This window comes from Pseudomonas sp. SMN11, assembly GCF_052041945.1.
Lineage (GTDB): Bacteria > Pseudomonadota > Gammaproteobacteria > Pseudomonadales > Pseudomonadaceae > Aquipseudomonas.
The window spans coordinates 52,411-75,454 of the sequence record NZ_JBKGGW010000009.1 but is presented as its reverse complement, the minus strand read 5'-3'; the positions used below and the strand labels follow the sequence as shown (position 1 = coordinate 75,454).

Genomic DNA, 23,044 nt, shown 5'->3' with positions numbered 1-23,044 from the left:
CAGCAGACCTGCCCACTTGAAACCGAAGGCAGGACCATTGATTCATGAGCAGTTCCTCTACGACTTGTCCGGCAGGCGACGCGCTCGCGGTCTCGGCCGATGAGCAGCGCCTTGTCGACTTCATCCGCGAGCAGGCAACGGCAACACGCGTTGTCATGCAAACCCGCAAGCGCCTAAGCGGCGGTGCCATCCAGGAAAACTGGCTGCTTGAACTACTGATCGAGGGCGGCCCCTGGGCCGGTGCCCGGCGCTGGGTGTTGCGCAGCGACGCGCTGTCCGCGCTGCCGGCCAGCCTCGACCGCGCCCAGGAGTTCGCCGTGTTGCAGGTGGCCCACCAGGCCGGGGTGAAAGTGCCGCGGCCGCTCTGGCTGTGCCGAGATACCCAGGTCCACGGGCGGGTGTTCTTCCTGATGGAATACGTGCCGGGGGTTGCTGCCGGGCGGTTGCTCAGCGCAGGGGCGGGCGCCCAAGGTCAGGCCCGGCTGGCGGAGCAGCTCGGCGCCAACCTGGCGCGCCTGCATCAGATCCGCCCGCTGAGTGTGGCATTGGACTTTCTGCCCGTGCCGCAGCGTTCGCCGGCCTTGGCCACCGTCGATGCCTACCGTCGTTACCTCGACACCCTCGACGATGCCTACCCGGCGCTGGAGTGGGGCCTGCGCTGGTGCGAGCTGCATGCCCCGCGCGACAGCCGTCTGTGCCTGCTGCACCGCGACTACCGCACCGGCAACTACCTGGCCAGCGAGCAGGGGCTGGAGGCGGTGCTGGACTGGGAGTTCACCGGCTGGGGCGACCCATACGAGGACCTGGGCTGGTTCACCGCCCCCTGCTGGCGTTTCACCCGCCCTGACCTGGAAGCCGGCGGCATCGGCCAACTGGCGGACTTCCTGCGTGGCTACCACCAAGTATCGCCACTGTGGATCGAGCCCGGCCAACTGCGTTACTGGCAGGTCATGGCGACCCTGCGCTGGGCGGTGATCGCCCTGCAGCAGGGGCAGCGCCACCTGTCCGGCGAAGAGCCTTCCCTGGAGCTGGCACTGACTGCGCGCCTGCTGCCCGAGCTTGAACTCGACATCCTGAACATGACCGGAGCCGATGCGCCATGACACAGCCGCACGCCCATGAACTACTCGAAATCGCCCGCCAGACCTTGCTGGAGCAGGTATTGCCGGCGCTGCCCGGCGAGCTGCGCTACCCGACTTTGATGATCGCCAATGCCATGGCCATCGCCGCCCGGGAGAACCGCCTGGACGCCGTCGTCAGCCTTCAGGAGCAGACGCGCCTGGCCGCGCTGATCGATGCGCCCGCCCCGTCATTGCAGGATGCCCGCGGCCAGCTGGCGCGGGCGATTCGCCAGGGGCGCCATGACGCCCCGCACAGTGCTCGCACCCTGGTCGAGACGCTGCGCCAGGTAACGCTCGACTGGCTGGCGATCAGTAACCCCAAGGCCGTGCGCTGAGCGCGGCGAGCCCTAGTTTCAAGACCGACACGTACGAAGAAGGAAACCCATGAATTTCGCGCTCCCAGACGAACTGCTCGAACTGCAGGCCAGAACCCGCACCTTCATTGCCGAACAGGCCATCCCGTTCGAAAACGACCCACGCCAGGATGGCCACGGCCCCAGCGACGCCCTGCGTCGAGACCTGCAGGCCCGCGCCCAGGCCGCAGGCCTGCTGACGCCCCACGCCAGCCGCGAAATGGGTGGGCTGGGCCTGAGCCATGCGGCCAAGGCCATCGTCTTCGAAGAGGCCGGCTACTCGCCCCTGGGCCCGGTGGCGCTGAACATCCATGCCCCGGACGAAGGCAACATCCACCTGATGGACGTGGTGGCCACTGAAGCGCAGAAGGACCGCTGGCTGCGGCCTTTGGTCCAGGGGCATGTGCGTTCGTGCTTCGCCATGACCGAACCGGCGCCGGGCTCGGGGTCCGATCCGTCGATGCTGCGCACCACCGCCACCCGCGATGGCGACGACTACCTGATCAACGGCCGCAAATGGTTGATCACCGGGGCCGACGGCGCCGGGTTCGCCATCATCATGGCGCGCATGGAAGATGGCTCGGCGACCATGTTCCTGTCCGACATGCAGCGTGAAGGGATCGTCCACGAACGTCAGCTGGATACCCTGGACAGCTGCTTCACGGGTGGCCACGGGCAATTGCGCTTCGACAACCTGCGGGTGCCGGCCAGCGATGTGCTGGGCGAGATCGGCAAGGGCTTCCGCTATGCCCAGGTGCGCCTGGCCCCGGCGCGCCTGACCCACTGCATGCGCTGGCTCGGTGCCGCACGACGGGCCCATGACATTGCCTGCGACTACGCGCGCACCCGCGACGCCTTCGGCAAGCCGCTGGGCGAGCACCAGGGCGTGGGTTTCATGCTGGCCGACAACATGATGGACCTGCATGTGGTGCGCCTGGCGGTGTGGCACTGCGCCTGGGTGCTCGACCAGGGCCAGCGCGCCAATGTCGATTCGAGCATGGCCAAGGTGATCAGCGCCGAGGCGCTGTGGCGGGTGGTCGACCGTTGCGTGCAGGTGCTGGGCGGGCGCGGGGTGACCGGGGAAACCGTGGTGGAGCGGATCTTCCGCGACATTCGCCCGTTCCGCATTTATGACGGCCCGAGCGAAGTGCACCGCATGAGCCTGGCGAAGAAACTCCTCGACCAGCGCCCGGGAGCCCACTGATGCAGCCGACCCTTGCCCGATTGTTCGCCCTCGATGGGCGCCGCGCCCTGGTGACCGGCGCCTCCAGCGGCCTTGGCCGACATTTCGCCAGCACCCTGGCGGCGGCCGGAGCCGAGGTGTTGGTGACGGCCAGGCGCCTGGCGCCGCTGCAGAGCCTGGTCGAGTCCATCGAGCTGGCCGGTGGTCGCGCCCGGGCCCTGGCCCTGGATGTCACCTGCCGCGACGATGTGTGCCGGGTGCTCGACGCCGCCGGCCCGCTGGATGTGCTGGTCAACAACGCCGGGGTGAGCGACAGCCAGCCGCTGCTGGCCTGTGACGACCAGAGCTGGGACCGGGTGCTCGACACTAACCTCAAGGGCGCCTGGACCGTGGCCCAGGAGTGCGCCCGGCGGATGGTCGCCGCGGGGCAGGGCGGCAGCCTGATCAATGTCACCTCGATCCTCGCCAGCCGCGTGGCCGGCGCCGTCGGCCCTTATCTGGCGGCCAAGGCCGGGCTTGCCCACCTGACCCGCGCCATGGCCCTGGAACTGGCGCGCCATGGCATCCGGGTCAACGCCCTGGCGCCGGGCTACGTGATGACCGAGCTCAACGATGCGTTCCTGGCCGGCGAGGCGGGGGAGAAGCTGCGCGCGCGTATCCCAAGCCGGCGCTTCAGCCAGCCACAGGACCTGGACGGCGCCTTGCTTTTGCTGGCCAGCGATGCCGGGCGGGCCATGAGCGGCGCCGAGATCGTGGTCGATGGCGGGCATCTGTGCAGCAGCCTGTGAGCTGACCCGGACCCAAGCCTGAGGCGAGAACAATAATAAGCAGGAGATGTGTATGTACCTTCAATGCCTGGATAACCTGTCGATGGGGTGGCAGTGATGATTCACCCAACCTTCGAGCATGAGCTTGCCCCCAACAACGCCAACCATGTGCCCCTTTCACCCTTGTCGTTCCTCAAACGCGCCGCCCAGGTGTACCCGCAGCGCGATGCCGTGGTCTATGGCGAGCGGCGCTACAGCTACCAGCAGCTGCACCAGCGCAGCCGGGCCCTGGCCAGTGCGCTGGAACGGGTCGGTGTGCAGCCGGGCGAACGGGTGGCGATACTGGCGCCGAACATCCCCGAGATGCTCGAGGCGCACTATGGCGTGCCGGGCGCGGGCGCCGTGCTGGTGTGCATCAATATCCGCCTGGAGGCGCGCAGCATCGCCTTCATCCTGCGCCATTGCGCGGCCAAGGTGCTGATCTGCGACCGTGAGTTCGGTGCGGTGGTACAGCAGGCACTGGCCATGCTCGACACACCGCCATTGCTGGTGGGCATCGACGATGACGCGGCCGAGCCGTGCGAGCTGGCCGATGACCTGGACTACGAGACGTTCCTGGCCCAGGGCGACCCGGCCAGGCCGCTGAGCGCGCCGCAGAACGAATGGCAGTCGATCGCCATCAACTACACCTCCGGCACCACCGGCGACCCCAAGGGGGTGGTGCTGCATCATCGCGGCGCCTACCTCAATGCCTGCGCCGGGGCGCTGATCTTCCAGCTGGGGCCGCGCAGCGTCTACCTGTGGACCTTGCCGATGTTCCACTGCAACGGCTGGAGCCACACATGGGCGGTGACCCTGTCCGGTGGCACCCATGTGTGCCTGCGCAAGGTTCAGCCCGAAGCGATCCATGCGGCGATTGCCGAGCATGGCGTGACCCACTTGAGCGCCGCGCCGGTGGTGATGTCGATGCTGATCCATGCCGAGCACGCCGGCGCGCCAAGCGGGCCGGTAGCGGTGATCACCGGCGGCGCTGCGCCACCCAGCGCGGTGATCGCCGCCATGGAGGCACGCGGCTTCAGCATCACCCACGCCTACGGCATGACCGAAAGCTACGGCCCCAGCACCTTGTGCCTGTGGCAGCCGGGGGTCGACGAACTGCCGCTTGAAGCCCGTGCGCAGTTCATGAGCCGCCAGGGTGTCGCCCACCCGATGCTCGAGGAGGCCACGGTGCTCGATACCGGCACCGGCCGCCCGGTCCCGGCCGACGGCCTTACCCTTGGCGAACTGGTGGTTCGCGGCAACACCGTGATGAAAGGCTACCTGCACAACCCTGAGGCCACCCGGGCCACATTGGCCAATGGCTGGCTGCACACGGGCGACCTGGCCGTGCTGCACCCGGACGGCTACGTGGAAATCAAGGACCGGGCCAAGGACATCATCATTTCCGGCGGCGAGAACATCAGCTCGCTGGAGATCGAAGAAGTGCTCTACCAGCACCCCGAGGTGGTCGAGGCAGCGGTGGTGGCGCGCCCGGATTCGCGCTGGGGGGAGACACCCCATGCGTTCGTCTCCCTGCGCGCCGATGCACGGACCACGGTCACGGAAGGCGACCTGATCCGCTGGTGCCGTGAACGCCTGGCGCATTTCAAGGCGCCGCGACATGTATCCCTCACGGAGTTGCCCAAGACAGCCACCGGCAAGATCCAGAAGTTCGTCCTGCGCGAGTGGGCCCGGCAACAGGAGGCTCAGACCGCCGACGCCGAGCACTGATCGAGCTGCAACACCTGCACACCCCATAACAACAAGTACATTGATCGAGGTGTCCCATGTCCAGCCTGTTATACGCGCATGTTCGCGCCAGCGCCCGGTTCCAGCAACTGGTGACGCGCAGAAACCGTTTTACCCTGATCCTGTTCGTAATGATACTGGCCACATTCTATGGCTACATCGCATTGGTATCGTTCTGGCCCGAGCTGATCGCCACGCGCCTGGCCGAGGGGTCGAACATGACCTTCGGCGTCGCGGCCGGCGCTTTCCTGTTCGTGTTCTTCTGTGCGCTGTCGGCGTTCTATGTGTACCGGGCCAATGGCGAGTTCGACCGCCTGACGCAGGCGCTGGTTGCCGGGCTGGAAGAGGAGCAGGGCGCATGAAGAAACTACTGCTTCTGGCTTTGTTGCTGCACTCCGGCCTGCTGTTGGCATCGCCTGCGCTCGACGCAGGCCAGCGTCAGCCGCTCAACCTGCATGCGATAGGCATGTTCATGGTGTTCGTGCTGTTCACCCTGTGCATCACCTGGTGGGCAGCGCGGCGCACCCGCTCGACGGCGGACTTCTACAGCGCCGGTGGCGGCATCCTGGGCTGGCAGAATGGCCTGGCGCTGGCCGGTGACTACATGTCCGCCTCGACGCTGTTGGGGATCACCGCGCTCATCTACACCTCCGGCATGGACGGCTACATCTACCTCATCGCCTTCTTCGCGGGCTGGCCGGTGTTGCTGCTGTTGATGACCGAGCGGCTACGCAACCTGGGCCGCTTCACCTTCGCCGACATCACCTCGTACCGCCTCGACCAGGGCAAGGTGCGCACCATGGCCGCCATCGGTTCGCTGACCGTGGTGTGTTTCTACCTGGTGGCGCAGATGGTCGGGGCCGGGCAGTTGATCAGGCTGCTGTTCGGCCTGGACTACCACATCGCCTTGGTGATCGTCGGTGCGCTGATGATGCTGTATGTGACCTTCGGCGGCATGGTGGCGACCACCTGGGTGCAGATCATCAAGGCATTCCTGCTGCTGGTGGGCGGCTCCGTGGTGCTGTTCCTGGCAATGCGCGAATTCGACTTCAGCTATGACACGCTGGTCAGCAAGGCCATGCACACCCATGCCCTGGGCGAGCGCCTGCTGGCGCCCGGCAGCCTGCTGGCCGACCCGTTGACCGCGCTGTCGCTGAGCCTGGGGCTGGTGTTCGGCACCGCCGGGCTGCCGCATATCCTGATGCGCTTCTTCACCGTCAGCGATGCCCGGGAGGCGCGCAAGTCGGTGCTCTATGCCACCGGGTTCATCGGCTACTTCTTCAATGTCATTTTCCTGCTGGGCCTGGCGTCGATCGTGATCGTCAGCCAGCAGCCGCAGTTCTTCGAAGGCGGACAGGTGGGTGGCAAGCTGCTGGGCGGGGGCAACATGGTGGTCATGCACCTGGCCCAGGCCGTAGGCGGCAACCTGCTGCTGGGCTTTTTGTCTGCCGTGACCTTCGCCACCATCCTGGCCGTGGTATCAGGCCTGGCCCTGGCCGGGGCGTCCGCCATCGCCCATGACCTGTATGCGCGGGTGATAATGAAAGGCGCGGCCAGCGAGGCCCAGGAGCTGCGGGTGACCAAGCTGGCGACCCTGGGCCTTGGCCTGGTGGCGATAGCCCTGGGCATCGAGTTCGAAAACATCAACGTGGCCTTCATGGTCGCGCTGGCTTTTGGCATCGCCGCTTCGGCCAACTTCCCGGTGCTGTTCCTGTCGATGTTCTGGTCGGGGCTGACCACCCGTGGCGCGTTGGCCGGTGGCTACGTCGGGTTGGTCAGCGCCATGGGCTTCGTGGTGTTTTCCAAATTGGTGTGGGTGGATGTGTTGCACTTCGCCGAGCCGCTGTTCCCCTATACCCAGCCTGCGCTGTTCTCCATGCCGTTGGCGTTTGCGGTGGCGTATGGCGTTTCCAGGCTTGACCGGACCACGCGGGCCAAGGCGGAGAGGGCGGCCTTCGCCGACCAGTTCGTACGCGGCCAGACCGGCCTCGGTGCCAGCGGTGCGGTCGATCATTGAGTCACAAGCGGCCGCTGGCGGATGAGAGCCTGCGGCCGCGCTCCCTCCTTAGTACCCCCTGAAGACCTCGCCGATGCTGGTGATCGGATGCCCCATGTGCTGCGCCGCCGCTCGGTTGACGAGGGACGGCCTGGGGGCAAGCAGGGCACTCAGGAAAATGGCCAGCGTCAAGACGGCCAGCAGAAAACCAAATCGGCGCATAGGAACCTCCAGCGACATTTTTGTAGTTGTTGTCTTCGGGGTCGATCCGAGAAGCCTGTAGAGCACAGCTATTCCCTTGCGTCTTTCTCGCAGGCGAACACCTGGGTGGCGGCCACGATGTCCTGGTCGCCATAACCCATCGATTCCGCGCGCTGCACGACCTGGCACACCGCGTCGAAGACCGGCGTCCAGGCCCCTTGTACCTGCAGGGACTGGGCAATGTGCGCGAAGGCGTGCGCATGCACATCGAGCCTCGCCTGATCGCCTGCGAAGTCCTGTGTTTCGAGTCGGCGTGTCGCTTCCTCCAGGGCGTCGGCGACGAAAAAGCGTGAGGTGTCGAGCAGGAGCCTGGCCGTCTTCGAAACCGGCAGGCCAAACCGCTCGCCCGCGCCCACGGCCTCGAAGAACGCAACCATCGCGGCAAACGCATGGGCGTGAAGCACGGTCGCAAAGGCCAGTGCTTCGTCCCAGGGAAGGAACACCGTATGCCCGGCGAGCCCTTCAAGCAGCGCCCTGTTCTGCTCGAAGGCTTCACGATCACCGGTATGAATGCTGTGGCTCTCGCGATGGCCGACGTTGCGCGGGTAGGCCACGATCATCCCTTTGACGTAATCGCCGCCTGCCCGGTTGACGAGGCCCTGAAGCGCCAGGCCCTCGTCCTGGGCGTTGGTGGTGTAGTCGACGATCGTGCGATTGGCCAGTGCATGCATCACACCTGGCATCCCGAGCACCTCGTGGGTCGCGTGGTCGTCCAGGAGCACGAAGATCGTGGCAGGGCTTGCGACCAGCGCGGCTTCGGCGCTGTCGCACAGGTGAGCGCCGGCGGCGACGAGCGCCGCGGCCTTGGCGGGTGAGCGGTTCCAGACCGCCACGCGTTTGCCTTGCTTGAGCAACGCGTGCGCCATGATCGTTCCCATGGCACCGAGCCCGACCACGGACACATCGAACTCGAAGCTTTGATCATTATTTTGTTCGCGCACGGCCAAAGCCTCCTGATTGTTGTTTGACGTGATGCCCCACGGGGGAGCCTTTTGCTCACAGCAGGTTCTGCGATCGCGCCCAGCCCGTCGCGTCAGCCAACGTGCGCTCGAAGGCGCTGAAGATCGCTTCGGTATCGTCCTGCGTGGTGATCAACGGCGGGCAGAACGCGATCGTGTCGTAGATGGCGCGAATGATCAGGCCGTGCTTGTGGGCCTGTTTGAACACGTAGCCACCCAGTGCACCTGGTTGGGCGAACGGTTGGCCGGTGGCCTTGTCCGCGACCAGTTCGATCCCGCCCATCAGCCCGACGCCTCGGACGTTGCCCACCAGCGGGTGGTCTTCGAACGCGCGCAGGTGGCGCTGGAACACAGGGGCCAGGTGCTGCACATGGCCAACCAGGTCGCGCTCTTCGATGATGCGGATGTTTTCCAGCGCAACCGCGGTGGCGACAGGGTGGCCCGTGCAGGTCAGGCCGTGGGCGAATGCGCCCAGGCGCTGGCTCTGGCTCACCAGCACATCGTTGATGGCATCGGACACCACCACGGCCGCCAGCGGCTGGTAGGACGAGGTGAGTTGCTTGGAGAGCACCATGATGTCGGGCTGGATGTCGTACAGCTGAGCCCCGAACATCGTGCCCAGCCTGCCGAAACCGGTGACGATCTCATCGATCACCACGAGGATGTCGTAGCGCTTGCACACGGCCTGGATCGCCGCCCAGTAGCCGGTGGGAGGAGGGATCACGCCGCCCGCTGCGATCACCGGTTCGCCGATGAAGGCGGCAATGGTTTCCGGCCCTTGCGCGAGGATGTAGCGCTCCAGTCCGTTCGCCAGGCGGGCCGAAAAGGCTTCCTGCGTTTCTCCAGGCCGTGCAAACCGGTAGAAGTTCGGGCACGTCAGGTGATGAACCGGGATGGCCGGCAGGTCGAAGTCGCGATGAATCGAGGGGATGCCGGTCAGGCTCCCGGCGGCGACGGTGGCGCCGTGGTAGGCCTGCTGGCGAGAGATGAACGTCTTCTTGTGCGGTTTGCCCAGCGCGTTGTTCACGTACCAGACCATCTTCACCATCGAGTCGTTGGCTTCGGAGCCTGAGTTGGTGAAGAACACGTGGTTCAGGTCGCCCGGCGCCAGCTCGGCCAGCTTGGCGGCGAGCGCTGCCGCCGGGGCATTGGTCTTGTGGCTGAAGCTGTGGTAGTAGGGCAGTTGCCTGAACTGTTCGACGGCGGCGTCGACCAGGCGCTGTTCACTGAAGCCCAAGGCAACGCTCCACAGCCCCGACATCGCCTCGATGTAGGCGTTGCCTTGCTCATCGAAGACCCGCACGCCATCGCCGCCGGCGATCACGAAGGGCCCGACTTCCTGGTGCTGCGCCAGGTTGGTGTTGGGGTGGATGAATGAAGCCAGGTCATTCTGGGCGGTTGAAGTGACGTTGCTCATTGACGTGATTTCCTGCCACGGTGGTTGTCCACTGCATGCGATGAGCCTGCGTACGGCACCTGTATCGATACGGGCCGCACGACAGGCCCTGCAGTTACTGGCTCAGCGCTGCCGCGACCGATTCACCGAAGGCTTTCAGGCCTTCTTCGAGCTGGTCGGTCGGGGTGTTCACCGGTGGCATCAGCTTGATGATTTCGCCGTTCGGGCCGCAGCGGTCGACCAGCACACCCGCCTGCAGCACACGCTGCTGGGCATCCTTGGCGAAGGCGACGTTGCCGCGGCCGAAGTCGATGCCGGCGATCATGCCGCGACAGCGCGCGGAGGCGACGCCTGGAATTTCCGCGAAACCGGCCACCGCGCGCTCCATGGCTGCGCAGTTGGTGGCCAGCAACTTCAGGAACGACTCGTCGCGCCAATAGCCCAACGCGATCTGGGCCGTCAGGAACGCCAGCTGGTTGCCGCGGAAGGTGCCGATGTGATCGCCCGGTTGCCATACATCCAGCCCGGCGCGAATCAATACGATCGCCATCGGCAGGCCGAAGCCGCCGATCGATTTGGCGCAGGTGATCAGGTCTGGCACCACCCCGGAGCGCTCGAAGCCGAAGAAGTCGCCGGTGCGCCCACAGCCGGCCTGGATCTCGTCGCAGATGAGCAACACGCCATGATCGCTGGTCCACTTGCGCAAGCGTTGCAGCCATGCGTTGGAGGCCGGGTAGACGCCGGCCTGGATCTGCACGGACTCGACGATCACCGCGGCCGGCAGCTCCGAGCCGCTGCCCTGGTCGTTGGCCAGGCGCTCGAGGAAGCCAATGCTGTCGAATTCGCCGTAGGGGCTGTCTTCGTATGGCACGAACACCACGTCGGTGGAAAGCCCAGGGCCACGGCGAGTGCGGTTGCCGGTGACGGCCAGGGCGCCGGCGGTCATGCCGTGGTAAGCCCCGTAGAACGAGACGACCTTGGTGCGCCCTGTCGCCTTGCGCGCCAGCTTCAACGCCGCCTCGACGGCGTCGGCACCGGTCGGGCCGGTGAACTGCACCTTGTAGTCCCAGCCGCGTGGCTTGAACAGGTCGCGCTCGATCGCCTCGAGGAACTGGCGCTTGGTGGTGGTGTGCAGGTCGAGGGCGTGGGTCACGCCGTTGGACGACAGGTACGCGATCAAGGCATCGCGCATGCGCGGGTCGTTGTGGCCATAGTTCAGGGCGCCGGCGCCAGCGAAGAAGTCCAGGTATTCGCGGCCATCTTCACCTCGGATCTTGCTGCCTTGGGCGGTATCGAACACCAGTGGCAGGTCACGGCAGTACATCCGCACGTTGGACTCGAGCCTTTCGAACGTCTCGATGTTGTTCATGCAAACCTCTTGAAAAAATGATCTGGGCTATCGGGGTGGTGGGCGGTCAGTGCTTGAACATCACGTGGCGAACCACCGTGTAGTCTTCCAGCCCGTACATCGACAGGTCCTTGCCGTAGCCGGACAGCTTCACGCCGCCATGGGGCATTTCGCTCACCAGCATGAAATGGGTGTTGACCCAGGTGCAGCCGTATTGCAGGCGAGCGGCCAGGCGATGGGCGCGACCCACATCGGCAGTCCACACCGACGAGGCCAGGCCGTAGTCCGACTCATTGGCCCATGCCAGTGCCTGGGCTTCGTCTTCGAATGACGAAACCGTCACCACCGGGCCGAAGATTTCACGGCACACCACCTCGTCCTGCTGCGTGGCGCCGGCCAGGACCGTCGGCTCGAAGAAGAAGCCGCCACCCGCAGCGCGCTTGCCGCCGGTGACCACCTCGATGTGAGGCAGCTCCTTGGCACGGTTGACGAAGCCCTCGACACGTTCCAGGTGCTCTTGGGTGATCAGCGGGCCCATCTCGGTCGCCGGGTCATCCTGAAGCCCGCACTTGATGCTGGACACGGCTTCGCCGAGCTTGCGCACGAACTCCGGGTACACCGCCTTCTGCACATAGAGGCGGCAGGCGGCGGTGCAGTCCTGGCCGGCGTTGTAGAAGCCGAAGGCGCGGATGCCTTCGACGGCGGCGTCGATGTCGGCATCGTCGAAGATCAACACCGGCGCCTTGCCACCGAGTTCCATGTGCATGCGTTTGACGCTGTCGGCGGTGCCTTCGATGATGCGGCTGCCGGTGCGCACGGAGCCGGTCAGCGACACCATGCGCACCTGGGCGTGGCTGGTGAGCGGCTCACCCACCGAGGCGCCGCGGCCGTGGACGATATTGACCACGCCGGCGGGGAAGATGTCGGCGAGCAACTCGCCCAGTTTCAAGGTGCTCATCGGCGTGTGTTCCGACGGCTTGAGCACGACGGTGTTGCCGCCGGCCAAGGCCGGGCCCAGTTTCCAGGCCGCCATCAGCAGGGGGTAGTTCCACGGCGCGATGGAGGCGACCACGCCCACCGGGTCGCGGCGGATCATCGAGGTGTGCCCCGGGATGTACTCGCCCGCCGCCGAGCCCTGCAGGCAGCGCACGGCGCCGGCAAAGAAGCGGAACACGTCGGATACGGCAGGCAGTTCGTCCTGCAGCACGGCGGTGAACGGCTTGCCGCAGTTGTCCGCCTCCAGACGGGCGAACACCGGCGCCTGGGCATCGATGCTGTCCGCGAGCTTGAGCAGCAGTGCCGCGCGGTCCTTGGGCGGCGTTTGCGACCAGGCGTCGAAGGCCGCATCGGCGCTTTGCACCGCGGCATGGACCTGGGCGCGGCTGGCTTCAGTGGTCTGTACCAGGACGCTGCCCAGGGATGGGTTGTACACGTCGAGGTTTTCGCCTTCGCCGGCCACCAGGGCACCGTTGATCAGGAGTTTGGTTTGCATGTCGATTCTCGCCATTGAACGGCAAGGCGAGGGCCTTGCCTTGTGGTTGTCGTCAGGGCATTCGATTGGAAGGTGGCCGCTACGCCAGCGCGTCGGGCACCGGGTTGCGGAAGAAACTGGTCCGGCAGGCGAGGTAAACCGCGCCTAGGGCGAGCCAGATACAGCCCATGATCAGTGCGTCTTTATCCAGGCTGGCCAGCATCCAGCCGGCCGTGACCAGGCCGATGAGAGGGAAGAGCACGCCGCGCAGCAGGCCAGCGCCGTCCTTGACCTGTGCGTCGAAGGTGAGCCGCAACGCGCAGAGGTTGACGGCAGTGAAGGCGAGAAACGCGCCGAAGTTGACCAGCGACGTCGCGGTGGCGATCGTCAGGCCAAAGCCCGCGGTGCCGAAAATGCCGCAGAGCAGGATGTTGAAGACCGGGGTCTTGTAGCGAGGGTGCAAGGCCCCGAACAGCTTGCGCGGCAGTTGGTTGTCCCGGCCCAGGGCGTACAGCAGCCGGCCCACGCTGGCCTGGAACGACATGCCCGCGGCGAAGTGGGCGATGATGATCCCCGCCAGGACCACGGCGAAGAACAGGTCGCCGCCGATCATGCGGGCGATCTCGAAGGCGGCCCCATCCACGAACTCGAAGGTGGGGGAGGGGTGCGCCAGGTACATGAAGTACGAGGAGCCGACATAGACCGAGCCGCCGATCAAGGCGACCAGCAGGATGGCACGCGGCAGCGTGCGACCCGGGTCGCGGGTTTCCTCGCTGAGCGTGGACAGCGCGTCAAAGCCCAGGAACGAGTACGCGGCAATGGCGGCGCCGGCCATGCTGGTGGCGAAGGGCACGTCCTGGTTGAAGAACGGCTTGGCCGACAGCAGCCCGCCTGGGCCGTTTACTGCCACGATGTAATGCACGCACAGGCTGATGAACACGACGATGATCGCCAGTTGCGCGACCATCAACAGCACGTTGAAGCGGTTGGCGACCTGGATGCCCAAAACATTCAGCAGCGAGGTGGACACGATGAACCCGGTGATCCACACCCACTGCGGCACCTCTGGAAAGGCCATGTTGAGGTAGCTGGCGCCAAGCAGCCAGATCAGCATCGGAATGAAGAAGTAATCCAGCAGGGCGGCCCAGCCCACCATGAAGCCAAGGTTCGCGCTCAGCATCTTGCGGGTATAGGTGTAGGCCGAACCGGCTACCGGGAACACCCTGACCAGCCGGCCATAGCTCAACGCCGTGAACACCACGCCGGTCGCTGCGATCAGGTAGGCCATCGCCGTGGTGTTGCCACTGGCCTGCGAGATCACGCCATAGGTGCCGAAGACGATCAACGGGGCAAGGAACGCCAGGCCGAACAGCAGGACCGAAAACGGGCCCAGGGTGCGCTTCAGCGAAGCGCTGGGGGGTGATTCGCTCATGACTGACATCCCTCACGCTACGAAGTGGTAAGCGGTGGCGACGATTTCACGGTAGGTTTCCACGGTCATTTCCTTGGCATTGCTGCCGTCGGAGAAGTTCTTCTTCGACTTTTCAGCGATGGCCAGGAAGTCTTCCTCGCGCACGCCTTTCACCTCGGCGAAGCGGGGGATGCCCAGGTCCCTGCTCATCTGGAACAGGTAGCCGACGGCGGCCTCGGCGGCCTCGGCCGGCGAAAGGTTGGGGTCGATACCCAGCGCGTAGGCGACTTGCGCGTGGCGGATGATGTCGGCGTCACGGTTATGGCCGAACACGAAGGGCAGGAAGATCGCGTTGCCCATGCCGTGTGGCGTGTCGTACATGCCACCGATGGCTTCGGAAATGCAATGCACGCTGGCGACGTCCGCGTTGCCGAAGGCCATGCCGGCGATCAGGCTGGCCACCAGCATCTGCTCGCGGGCGTGCAGGTTGCCGGGTTCCAGCACGGCGGGCTTGAGGTGTTGGCTGATCAGGCGGATGGCATGCAGCGCCAGGCCGTCGCTGATGGGGTTCGACACGCGGCAGGTGTAGGCTTCGATGGCGTGGGTCAGGGCATCCATGCCGGTTGCGGCGGCAATCGACGCGGGCAGCGTGTCGAGGATATGAGAGTCAAGCAAGGCCAGGACTGGCCCGAGTCGGTAATCATGCACGCTCATCTTGTAATGACGGGCGGTGTCGGTGATCACCGAGAAGCAGGTTACTTCGCTGCCGGTGCCAGCCGTGGTCGGAATGGCAACGATAGGCGGGATGGCATGGGTGAGCGTGAACGACCCTTCGTAGTCCTCGATCCGACTCTCATGGCTGAGCAGCACGCTGATGGCCTTGGCTGCATCCATGGCACTGCCACCGCCGATGGCTAGCAAGCCATCGATACCTTTGCCGCGGTATCGCTGCGCGATCTGATTGACGTCCTCGCTGCGCGGATTGGCCTTGATGTCCGACACTTCCTCGAAGGCGATGCCTGCCTTCTCCAGGCTGGCGTAGACGCTGTCCAGCAGGCCCGCCGCCTTGACCCCAGGATCGGTCACGATGAGCACGCGGGCCAGGCCAAGTGAGTGCAGGTGTTCACCGGTGCGCTCGCGCAGACCAGGTTCCATCACGACTTTGCTGGGGAGTAAAAACTTGAAGTCCATACGTACCTCTTGCTCAATTGTTGTCATTGTTGAAAGGGCAGTAGAGGAGCACTTGCGCCAGGCCGTGGATAACAGCTCGAGCGGGTGATGTGTGGCCTGGCAATTCGCACAAGCCAGCATTTTGTTGTTGTGGGTTTTGCTTGAAGCTGTGGTCAAAGGCCTCCTTCGGGGGGAAAAAGAGGGGCGGCCAAGCTGCACGCCCCTGAAAGGGTGATCGCGCTACAGCATGTGTCCTGCCAGCAGGGACAGCAGCGTGCCGGACAGGCAAGGCGGGAAGTCGTGCCCCATCCCGGGCAGCAGCACCAGGCTGGAACCACGGATAGCTGCGGCTGTGGCGTACCCGCCGCTGGGCGCGACCATGAGATCTTCATCGCCATGGATGACCAGGGTGCGGCAACGAATCCGTTGCAGTTCCTGGGTGCGGTCGCCGGAATTGATGATCGCGCCGATCTGCCTGGCCGTGCAGATGTTGCTGGCCTCGCCACCGCCTCGCTCCCAGGCCAACAGGGCATAGTCACGGAAGGCGGGCTCATTCCACTCCAGGGTCGAGCCGATCAGGCGCATGATGTCCAGGTAGTCGCGAACGCTTTCCTGCTCGCTGCGCGGCGGGCGGCGCAGCAGCTGCCGAATGGATTTCAACGCCGGCTGGCCGACGCGCAGCGATCCGGTGGTCGAGAAGATCGAGGTGAGCGTCCTGATACGCTCGGGGTAACGGGCAGCGAGGGTCTGGGCGATCATGCCGCCCATCGACATGCCCACTACGTGCGCCGTTGCCAGGTTCAGGCCGTTCATGAGCCCGATCACGTCGTTGGCCATGTCACCCAGGTCATAGCCGGGGGTGCGCTTGCGCAAGAGCTGCTGCATGGCCGTGGGAGGCACTACGTCGGTGAAGAACGACCGGCCCGAGTCGCGGTTGTCCAGCGTGATGACCCGAAACCCCCGCTCGACCAGGCCGGCGATGATCGGTTGCGGCCAGTAGGTCAATTGCAGCCCCAGGCCGACGATGAGCATCACCGCTGGCGCTGTTTCGGACCCGTGGCTGCGATAGCAAAGGGGGCGCTCGCCAGGCAGTTCGCAGAAGCGATCGGGGCTCATCCTCGGCTACCCTGTTGTTGCAGCTCGACGTTCGCGCGCAGGGGCGTGCTGGGTACGGAGGAGAACGCCAGGCACTTGTCAGCCACAGCGCCGCGGCGCAGGAGTTTGGTATCGCGGAAGTAGTCCATCGACATCACCCAGGGCTCGCTTGGCCCTTGGCGCGGAATGCTGTCCAAGGCGCGTTGCACATAACCGGCACCGAAATCCAGCAGAGGGCGGGTCTGGATCCCGTCTGGCGCCCGGGGTTCGCAAACGTTGTAGCCGTGGTTGTCCATGAAACCCAGCAGGCGACAGAAGTGATCGCACAGCAGGCACACTTTCAGGGTCCAGGAGGAGTTGGTGTAGCCCACCGCGAACGCGAAGTTGGGTACACCGGATAGCATAGTTCCTTTGTAGGCGAGAGTGTCGCTCAGCACCACTGGCTTATCGTCCTTGTACAGACTGATCCCCCCGAACATCTGCACATTCAGCCCCGTGGCGGTAATTACGATGTCAGCTTCCAACGCCTTGCCGGATTTCAGCAACAGGCCGGATTCGGTGAACCGCTCGATATGGTCGGTGACGATGTCGGCCTTACCCGCGCTGATCGCCTTGAACAGATCGCCTTCAGGTACCGTGCACAAGCGCTGGTCCCAAGGGTTGTAGGGCGGATTGAAATGGACGTCGACCGGGTAGCCTTTCGGCAGCTCCTTGCGCGTCAGCCACAGCAGCAGTTTGCGGGAAAGCTTGGGGAAGCGCTGGCAGAAGGCCCAGAAGGCCAGGGTGATCCTGGCGTTCTTGTAGCGTGTCAGAGAGTAAGCGGTTTGCTCGGGCAGGACCTTGCGCAGAAACGCCGCAATCGCATCATTGGCTGGTTGGTTGATGATGTAGGAGGGCGTACGCTGCAGCATGGTGATGCTGGCGACTTTGTCCGCCATCGCCGGAATCAGGGTCACTGCCGTCGCGCCGCTGCCGATCACTACGACACGTTTGCCCGTGTAATCCAGGTTCTCTGGCCAGTGTTGCGGATGAACGATCTGCCCCTTGAACTGTTCGGCTCCCTCGAAGCGGGGGCTGAATCCTTGGTCGTACCTGTAATAGCCGCCCGCGCTGAACAGCCAGCGACATTCGATTGTGCGGGCCTGCCCCAGGTGACCGTCCTCCACCCGCACCGCCCACAAGCCCTTGTCCGTTTGCCAGTTCGCCGAGATGACTTTCTGCTTGTACTGGATCAAGGACTCCAGCTCATGCTCGTCGATCGCTTCACGCAGGTACTCGAGAATGTCTGCGGCGTCCGCCAGGGATTTCGCCTTGGTCCAGGGCTTGAAGTCGAAGCCGAAGGTGTACAGGTCGGAGTCCGAGCGGATGCCGGGATAGCGGAACAGGTCCCAGGTGCCGCCCATTCGCTCACGAGACTCGAGAATCGTGAAGGTCTTGTGAGGCTGATGGCGTCGCAAATAGGCCGCCGCGCCGATGCCAGACACACCGGCTCCCATGATCAATATATCGAGTGGCTCAACCGGAAGAGCAGTGTGCGAGGACATAGGGCTTCCCATTATTGTTTTTTAGGACTGATCTTTTGACTTGATCATTTGACCATGATGAGGCGACAGATTACCTGGGGCAAGGTGCAAAATGCACCGAGAAGCTATTTTTTTGGGACGATTTGAACCTGGTGGGATTGGGGTAGGGGTTATTACGCGTCGGACGACTCCAGGTTTTGGCGTCGTTATGACAGGGCGGTATGTGGGTTTGGGTGGGAAGAGGCGACAGTCCGTTTGTCTGTCAGACCCTATGGATACCGGATTGCCGTGTCACACCGGACCACGGCAATCTGAATGACGTCTCAGTAGCTGGCCACCAGCAGCTTAACCGCCTGGCAAGCCGTTTCTGTCTCAGCCTCCAGGCGTTCGAGGTTGCCGTGGGCGGTCCAGGAGAGAAGCAAACCATCGAAAAGGTTGATGAGCAGCCGACTGACTGTGGTGAGTGCGGCCTGATCCAGCGCATCGCCGGTCGCCTTCTGGATGGCCTGTCGGGTGGCTTCGATGGAAACGGTATAGATCTTCGCTGCCATTTCCGGGTCATTGCGCAGGTTCCAGAAGAACAGCTCGAACTGGGTTATGGCCCGTTCGGGGTGTGCGATGAACCACTTGACCAACTGGCGCAGCATTTCCCCTACCGATTCGGCGGGGAGAGCGTTCGCCGGAGCCTGCAGCGATTGCTGCGGCATGTTGATCAAGGACTCGTAGACCGCATAGAACAAGTCTTCCTTGGTGTGAAAAACATAATGCAGCGAGGCCAGCGGCGAATCTGCCGCTGCAGCAATGCGCCGCGTCGTGGCGTTGGCTATGCCGTGTTCTGCGATCACCTTGATGGTCGCTTCAATGAAATCCTGTCTGCGTTCTTCCGCGCCTATCCGAGCCATTCAGCGTTCTCCCCTTTTGGCCTTGCGCCAACCGCCGGGTCCGGCGTCGGCGGTGACGAATGCTATCGCAAAGTCATGGCCCAATCCATGAGATGAGTCGATGCAACCCTTTCCGTCTGCGGTCTTGCCGTCGGTATGTGGCCATTGCCCAGAGGCAGATGCTGACTGCCGTACCTCACCGAGGCCGGGGCAGTGGCGAGGTTGTAAAAAAAACCAGATCAAATGACTTGATCAAATGACTATATTCAATAATCATGGCAATGCCGAGCAGATCATTACGGGCTTCGGCAGCGGCATAAAAGGTTGCTGTGGTGGTTGCGCCGGTGGGACGAGGCGGTTGCCTGGGCTCGCTGGATAGAACAATGAAAAACCGGACAGGTAGAAGGCAGATGGATACACAAAAACTCTCGACGGTCAGCAGTGATGCGTCGGTGGAACAAGTGGTGGAAATCATTCGGCGTGACGGCGGGGTCATCATTGCTAATTTCGTCTCGCCAGAGACGCTCAAGTGCCTCACCGAAGAGCTGGACACCTACTTGAATGTCACGCCCTGCGGAGAAGACCCCTATTTCGCAGGCATGCAGACCCGTCGTATCGGTCGTATCATCGGGCGAAGCGATACAGCGGTGGAGGTGGCACTAAACCCGTTGTTCATCGGCGCGGCCAGGCAGATCTTGCAGACACCGACCCATGTCTGGGTGGGCAGCGACCGCATCGAGATGGCACCTGACATTCAACTCAGCATTACCCAGGCCATTCAGATCGGCCCGGGCCAAGGCCTCCAGCCCCTGCACCGCGACGATGCCACCTCGCTGTGGCGACATCCCCAGTTCGGGCGCGAGGCCCGCCTGCAGATCATGCTGGCCATCTCGGACTTCACCGAAGAGAACGGTGCCACGCGCGTTATTCCAGGCAGTCATCAATGGGATGACGAGCGCGGGCCGACCCAGGAAGAAACCGTCGCCGCCGAGATGAAAGCAGGCTCTGCGCTGTTGTGGCTGGGGTCGGTCTATCACGGCGGTGGCGCCAATACCACAGCGTCTCCTCGTACTGGTCTGACCATGGCCTACGACTTGGCCATCCTGCGCCTCGAAGAAAATCACTTCCTTTCCATTCCCATTGAACGGGTTCGCCAGCTCCCCGCAGAAATGCAACGCCTGCTGGGCTGGAGTGTGAGCTCCACGCTGCTGGGCTGGGTGGAAATTGATGGCCAGATGCGAGACCCACAAGAGCTCTTGGGCATGCCTGCGTTTTCCGAGGCGGGAAAAGGCTTCTGAGCCCCTGAGTTTGCACAGCCTGCTGCGTATTGAATTTCTGCCCTTTTGGGCGCAACCAAGGAGATGACACCATGGCGTTCTCAATCGACTCGAAAGTTGGCGAGCTGCTGGATAACAGCACTACGAGCCAGATCCTTGAAAAGCACCTGCCCGGTATCGGTAAACACCCACAAATTGGCATGGCCCGTGGCTTTGCCTTAGTGACGGCGGCGAAATATTCTGGCGGGTTTATTTCTCAGGAAACGCTGAATAAAATCGACAGCGACCTGAGGTCTCTGGTCGACTAATCACGGCCATGCTGACCTGCTCGTATAACTTTAGTTACCGGTGCAGGTCAAATAATTCAGCCCGTATTTCCCCGCTGATCGGGTTTGCAATAGTCGTCCGATTGGCTGCCGATTTCGACGTGCAGTGTGATGTCGATCCTCAGATTGAGAGAGGCTGTTCTCGTGGAACTGATAGAAGTGAGTATCCTGGGCTCATGTATATTGCTAATCATCTGTGGTCTGTATTATGGGGCGGCATTCCTCGGGCGAAGAAATTATCTGCTCGGCGGAGAGTTTTTGATTGTCGGGATATCCGCGACGAATTTCGCGATCTTCCTCGTTACGGGCTGGCTGGAAAATTATAACGTTGCCATATTCCTCGATGCTTTTTCCCGGGGCGTTGGAATTCCTGTTATTGCAACGCTTGGCTTGATGGCGGTAACGCACGATTACAAACCGTCCCCGGTGAATGACATTGTGTTGTTCCTGGCTGGCTTTACGGTTGCAGCCATTTACTTCATGTCGAGTTCATTCAAGCAGTTCCTGCCTTATTTTTATATGGTGATGTGGCTGGCGTACACAGCATACTTGGCCTATTTCATTTGGCGACTGGTTTGTGCCAGAGAGCTTCTGCATGCGCTGGCTACCACCTTGGGCGGTGTGGCGGGGCTAACGATAGCATTCCGGTATGACTTCTTTCCGATTCCGGGTGACGACTCAAAGATGGTATTCATGACCTTTGCTTTCTTGACTTGGTCGTACTCGATTGTGCAATCGTTCTATGCCTATGGTGCACTTCAGCGTTCTAGAAGTGCCCCAGTTGAGGCGTTACTCAATGCTCGTTGAATTGAGCGGCGCAGGTGCGCCGTTATGCCGGCAATTTCTTGATTCGAAGTAACTCCATGTCGGGCCATAGGCCCGCTTCTTTACCGCCTCCAGGGGCGGTTTTTTTATGGGTAATTGATTCATTTCCATGATTGGGTTTTCAATGGAAATATTTAAGGCTTGCTCAATGTAAACGGCAGCTTGCGATGGGTAAGTATAACTAGCAATGCATCATGGTTGGGCATGCCCTGGTAACACATGTTTCTTTACTTCCCATTAAGGTGCAGGCATCTGATGAACATAGATCGCCACTGTCGACTAAACACCTGATTTATCTAACTTAATCATTCCACGAGACTTCTGGCATATGGATTGCTTTCTGATCATTTGACATGGTCAATTGATCATGTCAAATGATCAGCTTGCGATAGGTGCCCATTTCCGTGTGGATGGTCGGGTAGCCGGTCCAGGCCCTTTGTTCGAGGAGCCTCCAATGAAAGAAGTATCTACAGGGCAGAAAGACGACATGTCCGCCCGCTGTATTTTCAGGCATCTGCTGGTTACCCTCGCGGTATCGACCGCGATGTGCTCGGTACAGGCCGCACCCCAGGGGGCGGGGGAGCTGGGTTCGAAGCTGACGCCACTGGGCGGTGAGGTGGCCGCTAGTTCAAGCGGGGATATTCCGGCCTGGACTGCTCCGGGGCCGCAAGGGGGGGGCTGGAGCTATGGCCAGGTGCGGGGGGACCACTGGAAGTTCAAGGATGACAAACCCCTCTACAGCATCGACTCGAACAGCGTGACGCAGTATACGAGCAAGCTGTCCCCCGGCCAGCTCGAACTGTTCAAGAAGATTCCGGGCTATCGCATGGACGTCTACCCGACCCGCCGCACCTGTGGCGTACCGGACTTCGTGGCGGATAACACGCGGCAGAACATTGGCTTCGCCAAGCTCGACTCCACAGGGGTTGCCCTCGAGGACGCCCATGTGCCAGGCATCCCGTTCCCTCTGCCCAGTACCGGCGCAGAGGTGATGTGGAACATGAAGATGCGCTATCGCGGCCTTGGTGTCGAAATTCCCAAAAGCATTTCAGGCATTTCACCGCGCAAGGGCGGGGAGTGGTTACGCCAGTCGTCAGACACCTTTTTCTTTACGCCCTGGGGAAAGAAAGGCAGTGCACTTTTTTCGTCCATTGGCCGCTTGGAAAACGCCACGTTCTCCAGTTACCGGGAGCCAGCGGCGCTGGCCGGCCAGGCTGGTGTGCAGACGACTGTAGCAGGCGAGCAGGCCAGCACCTTCTACTATTTCCCCGGCCAGCGTCGGGTGAGGCGCATGCCATCGTATTCCTACGACGCTCCGCAGATCGGGCTGGACAACCAGTACACCGTCGATGAGGCGAACGTGTTCTTCGGAGCCATGGACCGCTTCGATTGGAAACTGATCGGCAAGCAGGAGCTGCTGGTGCCGTACAACGCCTTTGGCGCCTATGACACCGCAGCCAAGGTGGAAAGCTTCGCTGGCGACGATTCCATCGCGCCACAGTCGCGCCGCTACGAACTGCATCGTGTCTGGGTCGTCGAGGCCAATGTTCGCCAGGGCATGCGCCACCAGGCACCCAAGCGCCTGTTCTACATCGACGAGGACAGCTGGAACCCGTTGCTGGCCGTTGACTATGACAAGCAAGGGCAGATCTGGAAGGTGCGTGAAGGGTTCTCGATCCCCGTCTACGAGATCGGCGCGTGCGACGTGCAGGCCCAGGTCCAGTACAACCTCGCCGATCATCGTTACCTGTTCGACATGACCTCGATCGGCGCGGGCAAGAACGATATTCGCTGGCTCACCGAAGACAGTGGCAACCCTCGCCTGAAACGCGACTTCTTCACCTCCGACAACCTGCGAGCCATCAGCGAGCGCTAAACCGACGCCAGATCGAG

21 protein-coding genes are annotated in these 23,044 nt (G+C 62.9%); 11 read left to right on the top strand and 10 right to left on the bottom strand.

Translation table 11 applies throughout. The features are described from left to right. Positions 1-44 precede the first annotated feature (44 nt). From ACLEJU_RS11020 to ACLEJU_RS10990, 7 genes are all read left to right on the top strand, one after another. Positions 45-1,103, top strand: coding sequence for a phosphotransferase family protein (locus tag ACLEJU_RS11020; RefSeq protein ID WP_085663873.1), 1,059 nt, complete (start codon positions 45-47; stop codon positions 1,101-1,103). Next, positions 1,100-1,456 (top strand): DUF6285 domain-containing protein, encoded by a 357-nt coding sequence (locus ACLEJU_RS11015; RefSeq protein WP_085691875.1) that lies wholly within the window; start codon positions 1,100-1,102, stop codon positions 1,454-1,456. Before ACLEJU_RS11020 ends, ACLEJU_RS11015 begins: the two co-directional genes overlap by 4 nt. Before the next feature lie 49 nt (positions 1,457-1,505). After that, positions 1,506-2,678, top strand: a complete 1,173-nt coding sequence (locus ACLEJU_RS11010; protein WP_085663871.1) for an acyl-CoA dehydrogenase family protein — start codon at positions 1,506-1,508, stop codon at positions 2,676-2,678. Continuing rightward, on the top strand, positions 2,678-3,445 hold the full coding sequence (locus ACLEJU_RS11005) for an SDR family NAD(P)-dependent oxidoreductase (protein ID WP_435422268.1): 768 nt from the start codon (positions 2,678-2,680) through the stop codon (positions 3,443-3,445). Before ACLEJU_RS11010 ends, ACLEJU_RS11005 begins: the two co-directional genes overlap by 1 nt. Positions 3,446-3,541: 96 nt before the next feature. Further along, the gene (locus tag ACLEJU_RS11000; protein WP_435422269.1) at positions 3,542-5,194 is read left to right on the top strand and encodes an acyl-CoA synthetase; all 1,653 of its coding nucleotides are present in this window, start codon (positions 3,542-3,544) and stop codon (positions 5,192-5,194) included. Between the two features lie 56 nt (positions 5,195-5,250). Next, positions 5,251-5,574: a DUF485 domain-containing protein gene (locus ACLEJU_RS10995; RefSeq protein WP_085663869.1), complete on the top strand. Its 324-nt coding sequence runs from the start codon at positions 5,251-5,253 to the stop codon at positions 5,572-5,574. After that, the gene (locus tag ACLEJU_RS10990) at positions 5,571-7,229 is read left to right on the top strand and encodes a cation acetate symporter (RefSeq protein WP_435422270.1); all 1,659 of its coding nucleotides are present in this window, start codon (positions 5,571-5,573) and stop codon (positions 7,227-7,229) included. The genes ACLEJU_RS10995 and ACLEJU_RS10990 overlap by 4 nt, the downstream gene beginning before the upstream one ends. A 48-nt stretch (positions 7,230-7,277) precedes the next feature. Here ACLEJU_RS10990 and ACLEJU_RS10985 read toward each other — a convergent pair whose 3' ends face one another. From ACLEJU_RS10985 to ACLEJU_RS10940, 10 genes are all read right to left on the bottom strand, one after another. Continuing rightward, positions 7,278-7,430: an amino acid permease gene (locus ACLEJU_RS10985; RefSeq protein ID WP_085663867.1), complete on the bottom strand. Its 153-nt coding sequence runs from the start codon at positions 7,428-7,430 to the stop codon at positions 7,278-7,280. Between the two features lie 68 nt (positions 7,431-7,498). Continuing rightward, the gene (locus tag ACLEJU_RS10980; RefSeq protein WP_371858538.1) at positions 7,499-8,347 is read right to left on the bottom strand and encodes an NAD(P)-binding domain-containing protein; all 849 of its coding nucleotides are present in this window, start codon (positions 8,345-8,347) and stop codon (positions 7,499-7,501) included. A gap of 118 nt (positions 8,348-8,465) precedes the next feature. Beyond that, complete coding sequence (locus tag ACLEJU_RS10975) at positions 8,466-9,845, bottom strand: aspartate aminotransferase family protein (RefSeq protein WP_435422271.1); 1,380 nt, start codon at positions 9,843-9,845, stop codon at positions 8,466-8,468. Between the two features lie 94 nt (positions 9,846-9,939). After that, a complete protein-coding gene (locus tag ACLEJU_RS10970) occupies positions 9,940-11,193 on the bottom strand; it encodes an aspartate aminotransferase family protein (protein ID WP_435422272.1) in 1,254 nt (417 codons plus the stop codon). Between the two features lie 46 nt (positions 11,194-11,239). After that, entirely contained in the window at positions 11,240-12,664 is a 1,425-nt protein-coding gene (locus ACLEJU_RS10965; protein ID WP_085663863.1) for a gamma-aminobutyraldehyde dehydrogenase, read from the bottom strand. A 79-nt stretch (positions 12,665-12,743) separates the two neighbouring features. Then, a complete protein-coding gene (locus ACLEJU_RS10960) occupies positions 12,744-14,075 on the bottom strand; it encodes an APC family permease (protein ID WP_085663862.1) in 1,332 nt (443 codons plus the stop codon). A gap of 12 nt (positions 14,076-14,087) precedes the next feature. Further along, entirely contained in the window at positions 14,088-15,245 is a 1,158-nt protein-coding gene (locus tag ACLEJU_RS10955) for an iron-containing alcohol dehydrogenase (RefSeq protein WP_435422273.1), read from the bottom strand. A gap of 219 nt (positions 15,246-15,464) precedes the next feature. Then, positions 15,465-16,340, bottom strand: a complete 876-nt coding sequence (locus ACLEJU_RS10950) for an alpha/beta fold hydrolase (RefSeq protein ID WP_435422274.1) — start codon at positions 16,338-16,340, stop codon at positions 15,465-15,467. Continuing rightward, on the bottom strand, positions 16,337-17,863 hold the full coding sequence (locus ACLEJU_RS10945; RefSeq protein ID WP_085663859.1) for a flavin-containing monooxygenase: 1,527 nt from the start codon (positions 17,861-17,863) through the stop codon (positions 16,337-16,339). Before ACLEJU_RS10945 ends, ACLEJU_RS10950 begins: the two co-directional genes overlap by 4 nt. A 302-nt stretch (positions 17,864-18,165) precedes the next feature. Then, positions 18,166-18,744, bottom strand: coding sequence for a TetR/AcrR family transcriptional regulator (locus ACLEJU_RS10940; RefSeq protein ID WP_085663858.1), 579 nt, complete (start codon positions 18,742-18,744; stop codon positions 18,166-18,168). A 389-nt stretch (positions 18,745-19,133) separates the two neighbouring features. On the opposite strand from ACLEJU_RS10940, the gene ACLEJU_RS10935 reads away from it, so the two are divergent. The 4 genes from ACLEJU_RS10935 to ACLEJU_RS10920 all read left to right on the top strand — a co-directional run bounded on the left by ACLEJU_RS10935 (position 19,134) and on the right by ACLEJU_RS10920 (position 23,027). Beyond that, positions 19,134-20,021 carry a phytanoyl-CoA dioxygenase family protein gene (locus ACLEJU_RS10935; protein ID WP_435422275.1) on the top strand — a complete coding sequence of 296 codons (888 nt, stop codon included), beginning with the start codon at positions 19,134-19,136 and terminating at the stop codon, positions 20,019-20,021. Between the two features lie 71 nt (positions 20,022-20,092). Further along, a complete protein-coding gene (locus tag ACLEJU_RS10930) occupies positions 20,093-20,308 on the top strand; it encodes a hypothetical protein (protein ID WP_054905267.1) in 216 nt (71 codons plus the stop codon). Between the two features lie 177 nt (positions 20,309-20,485). Further along, complete coding sequence (locus tag ACLEJU_RS10925) at positions 20,486-21,133, top strand: hypothetical protein (protein WP_139833475.1); 648 nt, start codon at positions 20,486-20,488, stop codon at positions 21,131-21,133. Between the two features lie 505 nt (positions 21,134-21,638). Continuing rightward, positions 21,639-23,027, top strand: a complete 1,389-nt coding sequence (locus tag ACLEJU_RS10920; protein ID WP_371858537.1) for a DUF1329 domain-containing protein — start codon at positions 21,639-21,641, stop codon at positions 23,025-23,027. Positions 23,028-23,044 lie beyond the last annotated feature (17 nt).